Origin of the sequence: Caballeronia sp. AZ1_KS37 (assembly GCF_023631165.1) — a bacterium.
In the GTDB taxonomy this organism is placed as follows: domain Bacteria; phylum Pseudomonadota; class Gammaproteobacteria; order Burkholderiales; family Burkholderiaceae; genus Caballeronia; species Caballeronia zhejiangensis.
Genome location: NZ_JALQDP010000043.1, coordinates 195,512 through 214,467, shown reverse-complemented (window position 1 = coordinate 214,467; position 18,956 = coordinate 195,512). Strand labels below are relative to the sequence as shown.

The window sequence follows — 18,956 nt, the reverse complement described above, 5'->3', positions numbered from 1 at the left end:
GCGTTTATCCGCGAGCGGCCTTCGGCACGTTGAAGAGCCGAAGCAGTTCGTCGCGAACATCCGAGATGTCGAGCACGTGTTGCGCGCGCGTGAGCGCGACATACAGCAGCCGCATCTCGTCCTCGTCCAAGGTCAGCCGACCGTCGACCATCTTGAAGCGGAAGTCGTTGACGATCCGCACCCGCTTCCATTCCAGCCCCTTCGCCCGGTGGATGGTCGAGATGACATAGTCAGCTTGGCCTTCTGGCGTTTGGCGTTGAGCGAGCGCGCGCAAGTAGTCGGTGCCGCGATCGTCGACGATCTCGACGACAGGCAGCAAGTCGCGTCCGACCGCGCTGCGCGCGAAAGCCTGCGCTTCTTTCCAGTTTTCGAATAGCGATAGGGCGATTGGTCGGAAGGTGCGCCTTCCGTTGAGCAACTGATCGGCGCCGTCCGCAAAAGCAATGATCTCGCTCGGATTCATGCGAAGCGCTGGCCGGTGCCCCATCTCAATGCCCGCCGCGAACTGCCAGATTGCCGTCGCGTTCTTGCGGCAAAGCACCGCGTCCACGGGCGGCTGTACCGACGGATCTTCGACCATGATCGAGCCGATGGTCGGCTGGCCGCGGATCGGGGTGGATTCCCCAAAGCAGTGCGAGCACACAACTCGCGAGTCCTGCGAAGGTCGGCCCGAAACGAAACGATTCGGTCAGCGGTCGCTCTGGCGCATTGATCTGTGCCATCGCGTTGACCGCGCCGCGCCACTCGTAGATCTGCTGATACGGGTCGCCCACGTAGATCGTCTGCGCGTGTCGTTGCTGGGCAAGAACGGACAGCATGATCCCATCGCTATCCTGGGCTTCGTCGAACAAGATGAAGTCGGCGTTGATACGCGGATTGGACTGTCCCCACACCTTCAGATAAACGTCCGGCTGTATGGCCTTCAGACCGCGGGGGTTGATGCTTTCCGCCCACAACCGCCCAACGCTCGGTGCGAGCTGCTCGCGCAGCCAGTCGGCCGCGTCGTCGCGGATCTTTTCGTCGACCGGTACATGGAAGGGCTGCGGCGTATGGTCGGCGGATCGACAGAACCGGCCGAGCCCGTCGGCGATCATGCGGCCAATTTCGAACGGCGCGACCTCCGCATTCTTTCCCGTGATGGTCGGCACTTCGATTGGCCCGAAGCCATAACGGGCAGCGAGTTCATGCGGTGGCTCAGACGGCAGATTGATGCGCGCGGTCAGCCACGCGGGAGCGCTTGCATAGGCGAGCGAATGGACAGTGCGCGCTGAGACGTTGGCCGGGAAGCCGCGCCGCGCCGAGTCCGCGATTTCCTTGTTGAATGCGAGGTAGCTGCCGCGCTGGCCGGTAAGCTGCTGAGCGACGAGCCGCAGCGTCGAGGTCTTGCCTGCGCCCGCGTACGCTTTGACTTTGAGATCACCGCCGCTTCTCGCGGCTTCGACGACCGCTTCCTGTTCCGCCGTCGGTTTGTATGCCTTGGCCACCGAACGCCCTTCCAACGAAAAGAAGCAGTGTGCCGCAAGTTCGTCCGACAGGCCTCGGATGGGCTTGCTGGAGGCTACTATTTGCGTCCGTCGGCGACGAAGCGGAACGGGAAGACAAGACGCCCCAAATCATCGCGCTCAAGCGGAACGTCCGGGCCGTCCAGCAGCTTCTCGACCTCTTCGGCCTCGGGCAATGGCGGCCACGGCCAAGCTTTAGTTGCCCACGATGGAATCTCGGCCTGACGAACAAAGCCGAACTCCTCTGGCTCTTCCCATATCAAATCGAACGTCTCGTTGAGGATTTGCTGCATATAGGCGACGTGCTCAAGACGCATCGACCACCAGTGACGGCGAATGCGGTCCTCGCCGGCGATCACGGTGCGCGATTGGAGGTCCAGCACGAACCGGTGCTTCATGTACGGGTCGCTGGCCCATAACGAGTCCCACTCCCCGACCGCATATCGTTGCTTTACTCCTGCCAATAGTGTCCCCACTGGTGGTGCTCGCGCGCCTCTACGGCCACCGCCATGATCTCGCCTAGGCCGAACTCTGGATTGTCACGTTTTACCGCGATGAACCGGTCGACAAGCGAAGGCGCAACCCGGAGCATGCACAACGCCTTCAGCTCAACAAAGTCGAAGAGGCTAGTCATGATTGGCCGATTCGCGACTAGGGCGCTAATCTCGTGGCATAGCACCGCTTGCCGTCGATCCGGCAAGCCGCGCTTCTCCATCACGTCGGTGAACACTGCTCGTTGCGCGAGATTGCGGTCCTCAGCAGTGGCGAATTCTCTGGAATCGATCTCCAGCAGCGCGAGGTTGATCTCGTCACCGGCGGCGATGAAATCCGACAGGACTGGCGGTTCGTAGGACATGAAGGACATGGCGGTCGAAAGTTCTGGAATAAATCTGATTTAGCGGATGAAATCAGCCGTTCTTAAGGGTCCGCCTAATAGTTGTGCGCATCTAATCAGTCCCGCAGGGCTTCAATAAGCCACGGCTCCGCAGGGCGACCGGGATCGACGTCCACAAAAAGCTCAGCGAAATTCTTAAGGGCTTACCGAAAAGTCCCTATTTGGACCGTTGTTTCAGAACCTTCAGCAGCCAAGCGTCAACGGGGCGGGCACTTGCTAGGTCCACAAATATGGGCAAACTGCCGCCGACGATGTCGCGCGACTCAACGGCGACAACCGCCGGTTTCCATGGTTCGCCAACTGGTCGAGTGCTCGGCAGGTCAGCCGCGTTGAAATCGAGCGAGTACTCGGTGAATCCCTGATCTGTTTCCACCACGACGCGCGTGCGGTCCACGCGAATGCCCCGAAGCTCTTGGCCGACAATGCGACCGATGACGACGTCGAGTTCTTGCTCTCGCGCGAAGCGAACGGTTCCTGCGTTGTGCTTACGAAGCAGGTGGACCACAACAGCCGCTGTGGGCTTTTCTTCGCGAAGCACCAAGCGGTAAGTCGCGACGCGAGGCTCCCGTTTCTCATTCGCGTAGACGATGTCCCTGAATTGACCTAGATACGCCATGCTCCCTCCGTTAGCTGCCGCGACACTATCGTCACGACTCACTACCGAGCCTACGGAGCGGCGAGCGAAGTCAAGGCAAGGCGGCAAACCGATCTAGGGTGTGATGTGGCGTTCATAATGATGTCTAGCAGCCATATGCCGCCGCTAACTTTACCGACAAAAAATGGACAGCAAACCGCCTAAGCTAGTAGTCAAGCGTGATCCCGAGGGGACTCGTCGCCGCATTCTCGAAGCGGCAAAAAGCCAGTTCGCTAAGTTCGGACTAGCCGGCGCGCGGACCGACGCAATCTCCGAAGTCGCTGGCTCCAACGAACGAATGCTGTACTACTACTTCGGCAGTAAGGAACTGCTCTATGTCGCCGTATTGGAGTCCATGTACGCCGACTACGCGCAGAAGGAGAGCGAGCTGCACCTGAGCGGCCTGCAGCCTCGCGAGGCGATGGCAGCGCTCGCAACCTCAATCTGGGCGCATCTATGGGACAACCCCGAATGGATCGGCCTGATCAACAACGAGAACCTGCATCAGGGCCGGTACCTGAAGTCTTCAGAAAAACTCAGCGAGACGATCTCGCCAGTGGTTGAAGTCGTCAGGTCGATTCTTACGCGCGGAGCCGATGCAGGACAGTTTCGTAGCGGAATCGATCCGCTTGACTTTTATGTCACGCTAGTTGGTATGGGCTACTACATCGCTTCAAACCGCTTCACTATCAACGCGTTCACCGGTCGCGATTATGCGCACTGGTCTGATCGGCAGAATATCTCCGAAATGCATTTGGAGATGCTGGACGCCTATCTGCGTTCCGCAACGTAGCCGCGCGAACGCCGATGTGTCGAGTCGGCGCCGGCCGTTGCCGACCCGTATGAGACGTTCAGCATTCCTCGAAGCGGACGGTCGGGCTCGTCGAGCCCGACCTGGCGTCTTAGGGCAAAGATCAACAGGAAACGAATTGCACATTCGAATTACAAGAATCTCAGCGCCCATTCGTACAACATTTGGGCCGAAGTATATGAGGCATAACGGTGCCAATCGTCGTCTTTGTGCTCATCCGCAAAGTCCGATACGGCTTTGAGAATGAAGACCTCCGGCCGATTCGGGCCAATGTATTTAGCAGCGCAGGCAACCCCGTAGCCTTCCATCTCGACGGCCACCACTTTTCGATTGATTGCTTCTAAAGACTGGGAAACGTCCCTATCGGCGACTACAGCCGTCCCAGTGAACATAGGTCCCACTTTCAGAGCCAACGGATGCTGCGGTTGAGTGCCTCTGAACCCAGCCTTTATCCTTTCCGCGAGCCCCGAGGTGCGAGAGAGTCTTCCCAACTGGGATAGCAAAATCGGATTCGTGTCGATCACCCGCGGTGCCGGGCGGAAGGCTGGTTTTCCATCGACCACGGCATGCTTCCCGTTCGTATAATCCCAGACCGATTCCGCAGCAACTACATCACCGAGGTTACAGCTGCCCCGCATACCGCCTGTAATACCGGTCATTGCGACATAACGTGGTTTAAACCTCATCACGGTCGCGGCAGTTAGCGCAGCTGCCGCCGACATTCCCGGTTCCATACACGCTGCCGCCACTACGGATCGCATCCCGCTTTTCGCATGTACTACCCCGCGAAAAAAAACAATGCAATCGTCAGTCGAGTCTATTTCTCGCCACTCACAAGGAAGCTCCAAGATCGCCTCCAACTCAGGGTCGTAAAGCGCGCAGACGACAGCTAGATCAGTTCTTTCCTGACCTGGTAGATCTTGCACAGTGGATGCTGAAGCCACGTGCTCGAGAAATCGTCGCAGCCGTTCCTTCCAAACACTTGACGCTCCGTCGTAGTGGATAAACCCGAATGCGTTTTCAGACAGCGCCTGCCCACATCTTTCGTCAGCATCCGAATATTGGGAGAGTCCCACGATATATCTGGGTCGATGGACGAGGCCATTGAGTTCGATCTCACGAATGAGCCGCCCTCCACCCGACGCATCGGGCTCTTCGCCCTCTCGGATAGGAATCTGGATGTCCAAAATAGCCGCGTCGAAATGCGTGCCAAGAAGTAGACGCTTTGCGGATACGAGATCCTTAGCTCGATTCACTTCATGTCCCGCACCTGACACGACGGTTTCGACCGCCTCCGCTTTGTCGTCGTCGTCTTCAACGAGTAGCACATGCAGCTTCATTGAGCTTCCTTGATCTGACTAATCAGTTCTTTTACGCGGCCCTTCCACTCGCTTGACGCTGCGTTGTAGTAAACCAGGCCCATGTAGTTCTGGGGGTACAAGCGACTTAATTGCCTGTCCAGCTCGCGTGCAGTTACTTGATTACCGCCTTCCCCAAGTACTTCGAACATAGTAAATACAATAATTTGCTGTGAAATTTTACGGCTTGCAATTTGCGCAAATATGTCTCTTCCTGCAAACGGGCGAATTCTACCGCCGCCATCTGCTGGGGCGCGATCGAATGTAGGCATGGTCATGTCTAAAAAAACGATATCGTAGCGCTCCTGAATGATAGCTTTGAGTCCGCTCTGATACGATTTCGCTTCTGTGCATTTCGATTTGCAATAGGTTTCTATTAAAAATGTCACCAACTGATGCCGCTTATTATCGTCATCCTCAACCACTAAAATTTTCATCGAAGGGGCTCCCACCTGTAACGCCGATTTTCAACGAGAATTCATTCGGAGAAGTGTATCCGAACCACAATTTCAAAGTACTAGCAAAGTCGATTCGAATGATCTTCGCAATTTTGAAAAATCCCGACCCGCCCTCTCTGCGCACTGTATCGGTAGTTTCATCTGCCAGCACCAATTGAAGACGTTGCTTCAACTTTTGATTCTCGTCGATGACATTCACCGGGTGCGCGACGATGCTCGAAAGTTCGATATCCATTGAATTGCACGCTTGTTGTCGAATAATCTTCGCAGACACGACACCCTCTGATTTCCCACAATGCTTGAGCATATTGTCAAGAGCAATGAAAAATATCTCCACAACACCCTTCAGTGTTGAACCGGGGAGTGTCAGCGGTCTTTCAGAAGCGCGCGACAAATGTAGTGTATGCTGCGGATAGCAGCGACGCACCATCTCTTGCGCAACGTCGACAGCAAAATCAAACTGATAGTCGGAAACATCGACTTCCGAATTTCGTGTGAACCACTCCGCAATATCGTCTATCTCGCTTTGTACGTCTGTGCGGGCGCGCAATAGCGCGGTTCTTAGCCGCTGGATGCTGGGCACTTCGACCACAGAACCGATTTCGGTCAGGCAGACGTCTATTGTGCCCGAAAATTCCGTTTTAAAATCAGCTTTAAGGACGCTTCGGAGATTTAAAAGGCTAGCGTCCGTTTTCCTCCACAAAAAGTCGAACAGTAAGTCGAGCGCGTTGGCCGAACTTTTCGACAGGTCAATCGCGCGTCCTATTTCGAGAACCTCTTGATTCGTAACGGTGAAGTTGAAGAATCCATCGTGATTCTTGTCTTCCGTACGAATTTGCACCCATTTGTCGCGCAGCTTCGCAATTAGGTCGTCCACGGACTGTGAAAGCGTTCGGAGAGCTTGGTCCATGCGGTTAATCTCTTCCGCACTCACACTGTCTTCGGCGAGGCACTTCGTCCAATATTCGTTCGAGTCGTAGTCACCGGCTCTTCCCTTTTGCGATGTCAGATGCCACTTTTCGAGCACGCTACGTAATTGTCCCGAAAGCGTGCCGTGGCGAATGCCAACACTAAGATAAACATCGAGACCGTGCTCGTTGCTCGAGACGAAGCGCTCGCGCACAAGTTGAACGATCTGCAGTAGCGCGCTATACCGCTCGTTGCGCGGCAAAACAAGGACGACGCCGCCATGCTCGTGATCTCTGGCCAGCCTGATGACGACGTCAGAATATGGCGCGATCTCCTGCGGCAATGTCATAAATCGTGTGTAAAGCTCGGTGAAGTCCTTATCCAACGAATTGCGAATACCCTCTACATCCACCTGGATGCGGCTTTTTTCGATCGCCTGCACGCCCTTCCGGATAAGCTGCTTCTGTGTTATCTGAGCGATTTCATCGGCGTAGATGGATCGACGCCTCTCATCTAGCTCAATCAGCCACTGCAAAATCAACACGCGCTCGTCGAGAACATCAGATGGTGTTTCGTACGCGATGTGCGAGTCAATAATCTCTGGCTTGCACATTGCGTAGAGGAAGAAAGCCATGACCTCGGTAGAGATGTCATTTAGCCGCGATCGCATGGCACTTGGACGGTCCACGCCAATACTTAGCAGAAACTGCTCGCACCGGATGGGAATATCACCTTCGAACGCGGTAGTGTAATATTCATTGAGCAGGCCGTAACACACGGTCATGTAGATATCGCCGCTGACAAGGCCGCCTTGAGATGACAACTCGTTATTTAAATAGATCACCTCTCCGAGTTGGAGCCGCGCCGAGAGTTGAGGCCTGTTGCAAAGGGCTTCGGCTGCGACGCGTGCCGCGGCCAGTACATCGCCTTTCTCTAAGTTAAATGTTAGAAGGGAGCTGGTGATAGCAAGAGAATCGATGAGGTCTACTTTTACGGTAGATGCCTTCAAAACATTAAGAGCTCGGATTGCTCCATCTAGATCGCCGCTCTGCTTCATGGCACCTGCTTGATAGCGGACGGCGCGAGTGTGCGGAATTAAATCGCGCTCGCCCGCAGAAAGCAATGAGTCGCCATTAGGTCTGAAGGCTAAAAATCTATACGTGAAACTCTTGGCGACGAGGCGATCTGACGCATGTGCGCCGAACAGTGCAGCATGAAGTCGGGGGCTCGCGGCCGCTCCGTTGAGCAGTCCTAGTTCGAGTGTTCCTTCGCGATAATTTGTGCCAGTTGCTGATGTTTCATGACACGCGACTGCAAATACCTGGACAGCCCACCTACTGTACCCGAACATATGTACCGATTTAATAAGTTGGTCAAAGGCGCGGTTGCTTTGCGCGCTCTTGATGAGCAACTCCGCCAGATGCTCACGGACTAGGCTAAAGCCGCGTCCTGCATCTGCGACTCTCGTCGCACACCTGCAGTAGAGGTCTGTTAACGACGCCTTTTCACGGTGGGGCAATCGATCGATTGTATCGCGGACGCACTCGTAGTTCCCCTTCGTATAGTCATCCACAATGGACAGATAGCTACGAACGGAATCGCTTCTTTCTTCGAGGAAATTTTTTCCAATACGGTTTGCTGCGTTCAGCTTCATCAGCAAGGCTTCTATGCGATCGTCACGTATTTTATCGCCCAGTGCTCTAATAGCATGTTGAAAATGAGGTAGGAGTTTTTGTTGATTCGAGATTATTGTCGCGAGCTGCGCCACGCGAATAAAAGTCAGGTATCTGTCAATTAAGGGAGAACCTCTCTCGTAAACAAGTATTGCCGCAAGATTAGTTATCTCGCTATTCGAGTAGAAACCGGTGTGAAAATTAAAATAAGATACGCTGGAGTAGCTGTCTTTTCCCTCGGCCGTAAAGGACTTAGCGACTGCGGCGTGATACCGAGCAGGAGAGACCGCGCGTTCTGCTTTGAGACTAAAGAAGTACGAGAATGTGCGTAACGCACTTGCGACGTCCTCACGCTTTCTGATTTCACTGGCGAACGCTTTCTGTGCATCTACGCCTGACGTCAGTTCAAGCAGAGCAAATCGGTTAGAAAGTGACCATAACGAAAGCCCAAAACGCACCTCTATCCGTTGAAGCAGAGACAATGCGGCGTCAAACTCCCCGCTCAAAACTAGTCCGTCCAATTCCTCTTCGAGAGGGACGAACTCGTTCAATACATCTGCAAAAGCACGAACTTCCGCCGCTGCAATATAGATGTCTTGCCGAGGATGGTCTGAATAATAGATGTTCGACCAATCGCACAGATCGGCGTAGTCTTTTGCGTAGATTTTCCCAAATACGGCGTTGTTTGCAGGCAGGGTTCGGCGCAAATCGCGCGCGGCGCGACACATCGCGTCGAAAGGCAGTGATGCCAATGCTGCATAGGCTTGCCCGGGCCCCTTATCCACATCGGACGCATACGCGTACAGCTTTTGGATTGGGTTCTTACGGCTTTGGTGAATTACCGGCGCTCTGCTCAATTGGTCCCTCAACACTCATGTACGTCAACCTTTGTAGCTTTGGATGGCCACGGAGAGCAATAACGATCGACGTACTGGACGGCGAAGTAGCGTTCCGTTTGCCGCTCAACGGAGCATTGTCGACGATCTCGGTGCGTTAGTCGATTGGCTGCTTGTGGCCGGTTGCTGAAGATCGCACTTGACGAGCACCGCACAACGACAGCGACCGCGGCCGTGACTTCAGCACCCGATCCACAAGGGACATTTCTGCTTCTCTGTAGCGGCCAATCGCAATGAGGCGAGATCCGCCAGTGGCAAATCGGGCTACGCCCGGCCTTCAAATCTGTCCGATGCACACTCTAGACAGCCAGGTGAGCAAAAAAACCTTCCTCTTTTATTGAACTCCCCGTCTTCCGGGTGGTAAAAATTCTCACACTGAATGCACCGGCGGACGAAATCAACCTCGCTTCGTGTTCTACATCAAGAGAATCAAAGCAGTTGAGGCAGATCAGATACTCTATTCCCTCTGCACCAACCAGCCCAAAACATTCGCCGGTTATTACAGTGTGCTGCTGGCAGGCCAAGCAAGGCCTGACATCCATGCTATGTATTTTTTCTAGTTGCTCCACGAATCCTCGGACGCCTTTTCGCCACATTCTATTTTTTGACATATCGGAAGGTAAGGCGTAGCTCCTCTCAAACAGCAGCCCACCGAACTCAGAATGCCATGTACTATGAATAAAATAAAGTGTTTTTACCACGCTTGTGGCTAGTTCTTCCAGTGATCCCGTGTGGTGCGCTCTGTGCAGAATCGAGTTTCTGGCATCCAAGAGGTCAGCAAGCTCACGCTTCACTCCAAAAGACCATGTGGTCGTGGAGTAGTAAAGATTCAATATCTGCGAAAAATCGACGTAGTCGTTCTGCGCGACCCCATTTTTTCTCTTCTGAATTTGATCAAGTTTTCCTTTTTTTGTGAAATAGAACTTAAGGAACAACTCTAGAGCAATCTGCGCATTGACGGCCGCAAACTTTAGGTATTTACCATCCTTATCCGCGCGCTCCAAAAGCTCGAAGGAGAGCATTGAAAAATCTACGAATCCCTCTTGAAGCTTATCTTCGTTTGGAAGTGATTTCATGTAAGTTAAGTATGCAATAGTTTTGCAACTGATCGGGGTGGGCTGCCGCGGCCTTATATGCAGTCATTTGCGGCGAGCGGAGATCTGCCAAACCACCGGTGGCTTTGATGCAATCGATTAAGAGCCGCCGCCTTCAATGATTGTCGACGATTTCCATGGAGGAGCGTCGGAAGTCCATTGGTGCCCGACTTCCGTCCCATGTGGTTTGCATGAGGCCCGGAGTCCGTGGCCGTACGGTGACAGCGAGAGCGCGACCCAAAGAAGACCCAGTGGCTTTCGAAAACCGATGTCCAACCCCGGGTTCGACCTATTTGACGGGCTATACACGAATCCCAAGCCCACCCAGACTGGCCTCGACCGCACGAACGGTTCGATAGATGACGTTGACTACGCACCTTTGGTCATCCTGTTCGTAGATCCATCGGCAGAACGCGTGTACGTTCTCCATTACTGGAGTTAACCCTTCATCAATAATTGCCTGAAGTGCTTGAGTGGCTTCTCTGAACGATAATGCTCGTTTGGGCTGTCCCTTTTCTTGAATGAAAGCATGGGCAATGTAGGTGCTCCGGTACTGATAAATTCCCTTTTCCTCGATTTTTCTCTTAATCTCAAGAAGGTCAACTCGGATATCATCAGGCAGATCTCTTACTTCCTTCCCGTAGTGATTTGCAATCTCTAGAAGCTTACAGAGATTTACGAAAAGCGCGCCTAAAACCATGCGACTTAGCGACATCGCTTCCAGGTTTGTTCTTGCTTCAACTCTCAGAAGCATTGCAACATCAACCGGCGTCTTTAGGTCCATAACGAGGTCATTCAATTGCCAACCCATCTCACGCAATCTTAGTTTCTGGTGTTCGCTCATTTTTGCTTTCATTTTATTTGGTAATAACAAGGAGGCAGTCGGCGGTGACCTCGCTCAGCAGTTCAGCACACTGACATACCCCTGATCGCTTCGATCTCTATTTGTGTGAGCGAGCGGCGTGCATACAACTCGCAAGCCAATTTCTCAACAATCGGCATTCTCGAATCTAACTTGGGAACGATATGTTGAAACCCGTAGGCCATAAACGGGGCATCCGATTCGATGGGCCAAGTCAAATCGCTGGCAGGTTGATACGGACTCCCTGGATAGATCCCCGCGGCATCGATCGGTTGTTTAATGTAGAAGGGGAACTTGTCCATACGTGCGTTTTCCATCGCCTGCTTCCTGAACGCGGCCACCGACAACGGATTTCCCTCCTGATCGACCAGGCGTGCACGGTCGAAGAGAAGTTGCTCTACCGCGAAACCTCCACATGCGACCGGACTCTTCGTGCTTAAATCGGTCTTGTGTTGCACCGAAGTTCGTGCAACGCCTCCAGAGTCAATTGACGCGTGAATTACAGTGGCGCCAAAAATATAGGCGGCCTCGATATGGCCAGCCTCGTGAAAGCACTTGTGCAAAACGCTACCAATAACGATGAGCATGTAAATTCCACAGCTTGGGGGCGGGGAAAGTGGTTGTTCCGCTTAACCTACCGATGTTGACCGCCAACGTCATTCGTAACGGTGTCCAGATTGTCAACGATCAGAAAGCCGGCGTCGAGCGTCCGGAATTGGCCGGAATGAGCCGGACGGCTCGCCCCTTCGCCGCGTTCCGTCCACGAGTCTGCGCTTCGGCTCCTATCCCAATTTTGGTCTGACGAACGCAAAAGCCGCGCTCAGGGCTCTTTTTTGCTTCTATCCTTAAAGCGGCGGTCAGCACCACGGCGCGCTGTACCGCGCCTCCCAACACCGTGGCTCGGTTCTTTGGCCGGGCAGCAAGCCATTCGACCAAAGTCATTAACTCGTAGCTGGCTTTCCGAGAGGGCCTCCGACTGCAGGAGGTAACATGTTTCTGTGCTACCTGATTGACCCTGACAGACGCTGGATAACCAAGGTGAATGATGGGTTCGACCGTGCATCGGAGTTGACGGACAGTGAGCACCCTGGACTCGCCGAATTATGGACCGACTTTGCGGACTCGACGCTTGACGTTGCATACTCGCCAGACGCAGATGAGCAGCCGTCGTTTCGCGTACGTCTTTCCTTTCGTGGGAAGACGATAGAGCAGGCAATCAGCGGAAAGGGCGTGTTAATTGCCTGTGGCGAAATTCCTCCCGAAATCGCGCAACAAATACGGACGGCGAAAGCGGTCGCGACAATGGTCGAGTTTTCATCCGCCCGCTATATAGCCGTTGATAGGTGGCTCAAGGGTGGTTCCAGCGTGACGCGTGCGCCGGCTCGACGCGCGGAGTCGAACGGTCGTTTAGGCCCGCAGGAAGACCGTGACAAAGCATCTGGCAACCGATGACGCGATGACGCTAACCAGTTGTGACTGACGCCGGCCGCAAGCCACTAAGCCTGTGCTTCGGACGCCTCGCACGACCCAAGTGTTTGACGAAGGCGAGTCGCAGTGCGATGGCTCGACAGGCCCATAAGATTGCTCACTTGCTCATTGGTTTTGCCGGCGATGATCAGCCGACGACCAAACGTGTTTCTGAGCAAGCGTGGACTCTCGTCGGCCGCCGACAGGTCCGCACGGCGTAGCGCTACGCGGACACATTTCAGCATCGTATCCGGAAGCATCGGCTTGCCGCCCGCAGTGGCTATGAACAGCCATTGCGTCGGGGCCTGAATGCGGCTGCGCGCCTTGTGATATTCGCGCAGCACGTCGACCGCGAAAGATTCGATCGGCACCCGCCGTGCCATACGAGGCCCATGCTTGTCCACGAAGACAGTAGGGCGCTCGCCATGCACATCGAGGTCGTCGACGCGCAACTGCTTGAGTTCGGCGGCCGCGACCCCTGACGCGAGAAATAGCGCCACGATCGCCGTGTTTCGCAGTTCCTTGAACGCCGCGCCCTCGGTTGCAACGCACACCGCTTGTAGCCGCGCATCGTCTTCCGATGAGAGATAGATCGGCGTCGGCTCGTCTTGTGGCCAGCTCTCATTGACCAACATCAGTGCCGCCGGATTGTCACCGCGCAATTCGATGTTCACGAGGTGACGCGTGAACCGGTCAATGAGCTTTAGATAGCGCAGGCGTGTCGTCGTGCCGGAAGCGCAGTCCTGCGCCAGTTCGGCGAAGAATCCATCGATGTGGTCCGCCCCGAAGCTCGCCACCGTCGCACGGTGCGCGATCAGATAGTCGTTGAAGCGCGAGAACATCGAGCAGTGCTGGACGATCGATTGGTCGGCGAACGCCCGGCGATCGGCGCCGGTGGCTTCTTCCCGCTGCCATTGGACGTGGGCGTCTTCGGGTGCAACAAGCCAAATATCGTCAGACATAGAACTCGATATACTGAAATTCGCTCAACCCAAACCCTACAGCGAAGCTAACGCTTCGCCAACCCCGAGCCACCAACGACAGGGGCACCTCCGGCAACCTCTCTCTGAATCGCTTCAAGGCAAGCTGCAGGTCCGCCGACGACGATGCGTGCCGAACACGCGAGCATCAGATTGACGCTCAAGCCAAAGTCCTCAATGAGGTAGCCGCCGGCACAGAAGCCGCCTTCGGCCCCAATCGCCGCTGCCTTCACGCGCTCAACAAGCGTCCCTTCGTTGGATCGATACGCCCATACCGGCTTGCCGAGAGCGGCTGCAAAACCAACTTCAAAAGCCGTCCCGCTGTCCGGTTCGCCGGACCCGCGAAAGTCATCGAGGTTCGCCACGACGATATCGGCCGACCGAATCAGTTCGATGTTCGCGGCATATATCCATCGAGCAGCGTCTTGCCGTTGAAGCGAGCAGGGGACTTGTCCGTCGAGTGGATAGAGACCAACGAAGCCGCGATCGCGACAGAGCTGCTTGAGGTGCTCGCCGTGCTCCTTCGCGTCGGGGCGGAAGACGTCGAAGCCTGCGAGGTAAATCCGGGCTTCTGCCGCGACGCGTTCGATCGGCAACGGGGCGGGCGCAATGTTGCCTTCGCGAACCCGGCGCTTAATGCGCGCGACCTGTCTTCGGACCGCCAGCACGCTTTTGCCGTGATCGGCCGCAATCTGCTCAACGGAGAGTCCTCGGTCGAGCTGTTCCATCAGTCGTAACTGCGAATGGGTCGGATTTCTTGTAGGCATCAAGTCGTCTGCGTGCTCGCTGGTTCGGATATCGATGACCTTTCTAGCATATCGGCGCCTTCCCGTTGTCAAGGAACCGACGCGCAGTGTCGCTGCGCGTGATCGGAGCGCGGGGGAGCGCCCCAATCAATTGAATAACCGCTGCTGCTGGACGACGCGGTTCAGATGTCCTCACTGCCGCCGATAAACAGTTGCCCCTTCGTCAAAAAAAGGGCAAGCGGCGGTGCGCGGTCGCATCGTTTTTGTCGGTATCTGGTTGGAAGAGAGAAATGACTTTATCTATCCGGGCGCGAATTGCGCTCACGATGACGTTCCTGGGCGCTTTGCTCTGTCTGTGTGTCGCGTTCGGCCTGCTGGGAATGAATTCCATCAACTCCTCGGCGAAGGACGTCAGCAACAACACCTTGCCGTCGATCAACGCCCTGGGTGTTTCGGACGTCTACCTTGGACGCGCCCGACTCGCTCTTGATCGCTACGCGCTCGCTCCTGACGCGCCGGACGCCAGCGGTCTGCCCGCTCGGGCCCGGAAGTTTTTGGCGGACTCCGACGACTGGTACAAGAAGTACGACGTCATTCCGCGCAGCCCTGAAGAAGACGCGCTGGCAAAGGATGTAGTCGATGCCCGCGCAGATATGCGCAAGCAGATCGAAGCATTCGCATCGGCCATTGAGAAACGGGAGCAGGCCGACGTGACCCGCCTGGCCATGAAAGATCTGCCGGCCTCATACAATCGGGCCAGCGACGCGTTCAAGAAACTCAAGGAGTTCCAACTGACGGATGCGGCGCATCAAGACGCGGAGAACGATCGGCAATTCTCGACCTTGCGGATCTCGGGCGTTGTCGCCCTCATTCTTGGTATCGCGGCCGCGGCCTCCGGCTGGTATTTCCTTCGCCGAGCAATTATGACGCCACTTGCTGAAGCGCTCGGCCACTTCGAGCACATCTCGGCCGGCGATCTGACGCGCGATGTGACGATTAAGACGCAAGACGAGATGGGGCAGTTGCTTGCTGGCATTGCCACCATGAAGAGCAAACTGGCAGACACCGTTGGCACGGTACGGGTGAGCAGCGAGGCGATCGCGAGTGCAAGTAAGCAGATCGCCGCAGGCAACACTGACCTGTCGTCGCGCACCGAACAACAAGCCGCTTCCCTGCAAGAAACGGCTGCGAGCATGGAAGAGCTAACGTCGACCGTGAAGCAAAACTCCGACAACGCCTCGCAAGCTAGTGGCCTCGCCGACAACGCGAACGTCGTAGCCAACGAAGGCGCGGCGATTGTTGGCGAGGTGATTGAAACGATGGCGGGCATTGAGCAAAGCTCTGCGAAGATTGCAGAGATCATAGGCATGATCGAGGGCATCGCCTTCCAGACGAACATACTGGCACTCAATGCGGCCGTCGAAGCGGCGCGCGCGGGCGAGCAGGGCCGCGGGTTTGCTGTGGTGGCAAGCGAGGTTCGCAGCCTTGCGCAACGATCATCGGCCGCTGCTAAGGAAATTAAAGAGTTGATTGAGACCTCTGGCGGCCGGGTTCAGGCCGGAACGGAACTGGTCGCGCGGGCAGGGGAAACGATGCAGCGCGTCGGTACCGCGATTCAGCGCGTTACCGACATCATGGGCGAAATTGCCTCGGCTTCGAACGAGCAGAGCCGTGGTATCGAGCAAGTTAATCAAGCCATCGCGCAGATGGACGAGGTGACGCAGCAGAATGCCGCGCTCGTCGAGGAGGCAGCGGCCGCGGCAGGCTCGATGGAGGACCAGGCCAAGCAACTGACCGCCGCCGTGGGCGTGTTCCGCACCGGTCAGACGCTCGCCGTCCAGCAAGTCAGTCATCGCGCTCCTCAGGCGCCGCAACCCGCGCTCGCCAAGAAGACCGGGACGACGACGCGAGTGCTGAAGCCGGTGGGCGCGCCGAAGCCGGCAGCAGTCGTAGCTTCGGCTGACGGCGACTGGTCCACATTCTAAGCGTGGTAGGCGTGCCAAAGTGTTCACTCATGCTTTGACGTCTAAAGCGGCCAGAACGCCACCGGCGCCGGTTGCCGGCAGTGCGGACCGGAAGCGACAGGTTCGCACGCAAGTCGGAGACATGGTCGTCCAACTTCACGAACTCGTCGCCGACTTGCGGACATGCCAAGTCGTGGGTCTGAGGACGCGATCCAGTCGGTCGTGAAGGCTTGCGTCGAATTGGACGCGTTGCTTCGATCGGATGTCCTTGCGGCCCGCTGAACGCCGGGGTGTCGGACGGCGGCCGCTGCGGTGGGTCGTCGCTCAATATCCTAGGTCGCCGGCGAACGGTGCCTAGGAACCCACTGGACGGAGCGTGCGTCTGGGCACGAACCGGAGCGCCTACATGCCGATGTACTCGTGGGAGGCCTCCTGCAGGGGCGGTCGCCCGCGCCATGCAAGCGTTGTTTCAAAGAAGGGATAGGGGAGGGTTCACAGATGGTAAATGCTCATACGCGTCTGCTGGTAGTCGATGATATGGCCACCATGCGCAGTTTGATCCGAAAAATGCTGAGGGCAATTGGGTACACAACGATCGACGAAGCAGAGGATGGAGTCGCAGCGCTCGAGAAGTTGCGCATTCAGAAATTTGATGCGGTCATAACTGATTGGAACATGCCCAACATGGACGGGCTATCCCTTCTGCAGGAAATCCGAAAGAGCGAAGAGCTCGCAGAGCTGCCTGTCTTGATGGTGACCGCTGAGAAGAGGCGCGAGAACGTGCTTGCGGCGATTGAGGCCGGTGCGAACGGCTATATCGTGAAGCAATTTTCCGAGGCTGCACTTGCGGACAAACTCACCCAGATTGCGCCACCCTCGGCAAGCGCCGCTTCGACCGAGGCGAACTCTTCGGTGTTCGCGGCAATCTTCGACAGGACCGCGTAAGTCACCAATCACAATTTGTTTCACTTTGTTGCAAATGCCCGCGGTCCTTGCCCGTCAAGGCTTTCGGGCGATCCCGACTGCTTTGAAGCAGCCGCCCGGTCGCTCCCATGGTAAAGATTTCAACGCAGGCAACCGTTAGAAGACACATGCCAGCGAGAAACGACACCATGAAGATTCAGACCTCAATCACGGCAGATACGTCGCGTGAATTTGCCGTTCGCCGTTCGACGAACACTAGCGCAGACTACGCCGCAGGCTCCGTTCAGCAATCAGAAGCCGTCGCGGCGGATAGCTCTGCGGTCATCCTTTCGTCGAGCTCGGTTTTGCGCCCCTCGAGCGCGATGGATACCGATACTGACAAAGTGGCTGCGATCAAAGCCGCGCTTCATGACCGTAGACCGCATTAAAGGTGTCACTCTTGCGCCAATAATTTTGTCACCTCGCGGTGGGAACCTATGCCCGCGCCCGCTCAGCCTTGTGAGGCAAGGACTTCCCGGAGCGAAATAACTGTGTCACGAGGGAAGGTCAGTTGTCAGGGTTGGGCGGCAGGCAGCGCACCAACGCCTCAGTTCGCGCCATGAGCCGCCGGTCGAGGTCGTCGTCCGATTTGGATGCCCGAGGCCTCATCTTCAGTTGTTCAATGACCGCTATCCGAAGAGGGAATTGCGGGCAGCTCCGCCTCAACCCGGCCACAACCAGCCGTTGGGCTTGGGGCTCGTTGTGACGTTCGAAGGTCCGCTTCACTCGATCATGGGACGCTGGTAGACATGGTTTGGAAGTCGCGTCACCTGACCAAGGGGCTCTTGATTCACAAGGGATTCCGCGTTGTGCTGTTCTGTCGTTGCGGCATGCGAGTGCCGGCGGCTATCTGTGCGAACAGCCGTTTGCCCAATCGCGGAACTGGATAATCTCCGGCCTACCAACGCCGGGCCCTATCAGCAGTCACCCGGTGAATGCTTATCCTCCACATCATACCCGTCAGCCAGCGCATCCCAACGACTCACGTGGCGGATTTCTTCGAACTGGTGAATCGCGGCGCGGACCGCTTCGTCGCCCGTGCTTCGCGCAACGGACATACGCATTAGCTGGCTGCGATGCGGATAGCCGGCATGGTCCAGTACTTCCTTGTAGAAAACAACTTCGAATGGTCGCGGCCGTGAGCGAAACCCATCAACATGAGTTATCAGCTCGATTCCACCGTGCACAACACGCAGTGCGCTGATATCGCCAGCGGATATGACGCCAGTGACTGCGGATCGGCGATCGAGCACGACCAGCCGGCGCAAATGCACCCGCCGCATCAACCGAACCGCTTCCTCCAGAGAGTCGTCTTGTGAGCAACAAACGGCGCCGACGCTCATGATCTCGCGCACCGTCGTGCCGTGCACTCCACGAGCGGTGGCGATCGCGCGCAGCGCGATGTCGCGATCTGTCAGCATACCGACCACGCTCCCGCCCTCGCAGACGCGTAAGCAACCAATACGCTCGTCGGTCAGCATGCGCACAGCGGTCGCCAACTGATCCTCCGGAGCGATGCATATGGCGCGATGCATGACGTCCTTGACTTGCATTTGAACCTCTCTTCCGATCCACAACACTCTGGTGCCCAAGCAGATGTCGCCCGGCAACATGAACTGGCCCCACCGCCTTTTTGGAATGCGTTGCAAAGCGCTGGGGGCGTCGTTTTCTAGCGCCAGACGAATCAATGCTGCCTCTGAGCATCGTTCGCTGAATTGATGAGCGTCAAAGAAAGTCAAGGCGG

16 protein-coding genes and 1 pseudogene are annotated in these 18,956 nt (G+C 56.1%); 4 read left to right on the top strand and 13 right to left on the bottom strand.

The features are described from left to right. Positions 1-4: 4 nt before the first annotated feature. The 4 genes and pseudogenes from NCS00_RS30075 to NCS00_RS30060 form a co-directional block, all read right to left on the bottom strand. Positions 5-1,484: pseudogene (locus tag NCS00_RS30075) on the bottom strand (3'-5' exonuclease). A 77-nt stretch (positions 1,485-1,561) separates the two neighbouring features. Continuing rightward, the gene (locus tag NCS00_RS30070; RefSeq protein ID WP_250441865.1) at positions 1,562-1,900 is read right to left on the bottom strand and encodes a hypothetical protein; all 339 of its coding nucleotides are present in this window, start codon (positions 1,898-1,900) and stop codon (positions 1,562-1,564) included. A gap of 53 nt (positions 1,901-1,953) precedes the next feature. Beyond that, the gene (locus tag NCS00_RS30065) at positions 1,954-2,367 is read right to left on the bottom strand and encodes a hypothetical protein (RefSeq protein ID WP_250441864.1); all 414 of its coding nucleotides are present in this window, start codon (positions 2,365-2,367) and stop codon (positions 1,954-1,956) included. 187 nt (positions 2,368-2,554) lie between these two features. Further along, positions 2,555-3,013 carry a hypothetical protein gene (locus NCS00_RS30060; protein WP_250441863.1) on the bottom strand — a complete coding sequence of 153 codons (459 nt, stop codon included), beginning with the start codon at positions 3,011-3,013 and terminating at the stop codon, positions 2,555-2,557. Between the two features lie 163 nt (positions 3,014-3,176). Between NCS00_RS30060 and NCS00_RS30055 the strand changes: the two genes are divergently transcribed. Continuing rightward, positions 3,177-3,824, top strand: coding sequence for a TetR/AcrR family transcriptional regulator (locus NCS00_RS30055; protein WP_250441862.1), 648 nt, complete (start codon positions 3,177-3,179; stop codon positions 3,822-3,824). A gap of 149 nt (positions 3,825-3,973) precedes the next feature. Here the strand turns inward: NCS00_RS30055 and NCS00_RS30050 are convergent, their stop codons facing one another. From NCS00_RS30050 to NCS00_RS30025, 6 genes are all read right to left on the bottom strand, one after another. Continuing rightward, complete coding sequence (locus NCS00_RS30050; protein WP_250441861.1) at positions 3,974-5,182, bottom strand: phosphorylase family protein; 1,209 nt, start codon at positions 5,180-5,182, stop codon at positions 3,974-3,976. Continuing rightward, positions 5,179-5,637 carry a response regulator gene (locus NCS00_RS30045; protein ID WP_250441860.1) on the bottom strand — a complete coding sequence of 153 codons (459 nt, stop codon included), beginning with the start codon at positions 5,635-5,637 and terminating at the stop codon, positions 5,179-5,181. The genes NCS00_RS30050 and NCS00_RS30045 overlap by 4 nt, the downstream gene beginning before the upstream one ends. Then, positions 5,618-9,097, bottom strand: a complete 3,480-nt coding sequence (locus NCS00_RS30040; RefSeq protein ID WP_250441859.1) for a hypothetical protein — start codon at positions 9,095-9,097, stop codon at positions 5,618-5,620. Before NCS00_RS30040 ends, NCS00_RS30045 begins: the two co-directional genes overlap by 20 nt. Positions 9,098-9,435: 338 nt before the next feature. Continuing rightward, a complete protein-coding gene (locus NCS00_RS30035) occupies positions 9,436-10,212 on the bottom strand; it encodes a hypothetical protein (protein ID WP_250441858.1) in 777 nt (258 codons plus the stop codon). Between the two features lie 319 nt (positions 10,213-10,531). Further along, positions 10,532-11,074, bottom strand: coding sequence for a hypothetical protein (locus NCS00_RS30030; RefSeq protein WP_250441857.1), 543 nt, complete (start codon positions 11,072-11,074; stop codon positions 10,532-10,534). 62 nt (positions 11,075-11,136) lie between these two features. Further along, positions 11,137-11,679, bottom strand: a complete 543-nt coding sequence (locus NCS00_RS30025) for a hypothetical protein (protein ID WP_250441856.1) — start codon at positions 11,677-11,679, stop codon at positions 11,137-11,139. Positions 11,680-12,082: 403 nt separating this feature from the next. On the opposite strand from NCS00_RS30025, the gene NCS00_RS30020 reads away from it, so the two are divergent. Beyond that, on the top strand, positions 12,083-12,544 hold the full coding sequence (locus NCS00_RS30020) for a hypothetical protein (protein ID WP_250441855.1): 462 nt from the start codon (positions 12,083-12,085) through the stop codon (positions 12,542-12,544). 44 nt (positions 12,545-12,588) lie between these two features. Here the strand turns inward: NCS00_RS30020 and NCS00_RS30015 are convergent, their stop codons facing one another. Both NCS00_RS30015 and NCS00_RS30010 read right to left on the bottom strand, forming a co-directional pair. Further along, positions 12,589-13,521: a tyrosine-type recombinase/integrase gene (locus NCS00_RS30015; RefSeq protein ID WP_250441854.1), complete on the bottom strand. Its 933-nt coding sequence runs from the start codon at positions 13,519-13,521 to the stop codon at positions 12,589-12,591. A 47-nt stretch (positions 13,522-13,568) separates the two neighbouring features. Continuing rightward, a complete protein-coding gene (locus NCS00_RS30010; protein ID WP_250441853.1) occupies positions 13,569-14,267 on the bottom strand; it encodes a nucleoside 2-deoxyribosyltransferase in 699 nt (232 codons plus the stop codon). 308 nt (positions 14,268-14,575) lie between these two features. Here NCS00_RS30010 and NCS00_RS33415 point away from each other — a divergent pair, with 308 nt between their 5' ends. Beyond that, complete coding sequence (locus NCS00_RS33415) at positions 14,576-16,270, top strand: methyl-accepting chemotaxis protein (RefSeq protein ID WP_284508210.1); 1,695 nt, start codon at positions 14,576-14,578, stop codon at positions 16,268-16,270. Positions 16,271-16,747: 477 nt separating this feature from the next. Next, positions 16,748-17,194 carry a response regulator gene (locus NCS00_RS29995; protein WP_250441852.1) on the top strand — a complete coding sequence of 149 codons (447 nt, stop codon included), beginning with the start codon at positions 16,748-16,750 and terminating at the stop codon, positions 17,192-17,194. Positions 17,195-18,129: 935 nt separating this feature from the next. Here NCS00_RS29995 and NCS00_RS29990 read toward each other — a convergent pair. Continuing rightward, the gene (locus NCS00_RS29990) at positions 18,130-18,765 is read right to left on the bottom strand and encodes a CBS domain-containing protein (protein WP_250441851.1); all 636 of its coding nucleotides are present in this window, start codon (positions 18,763-18,765) and stop codon (positions 18,130-18,132) included. Positions 18,766-18,956: the final 191 nt, after the last annotated feature.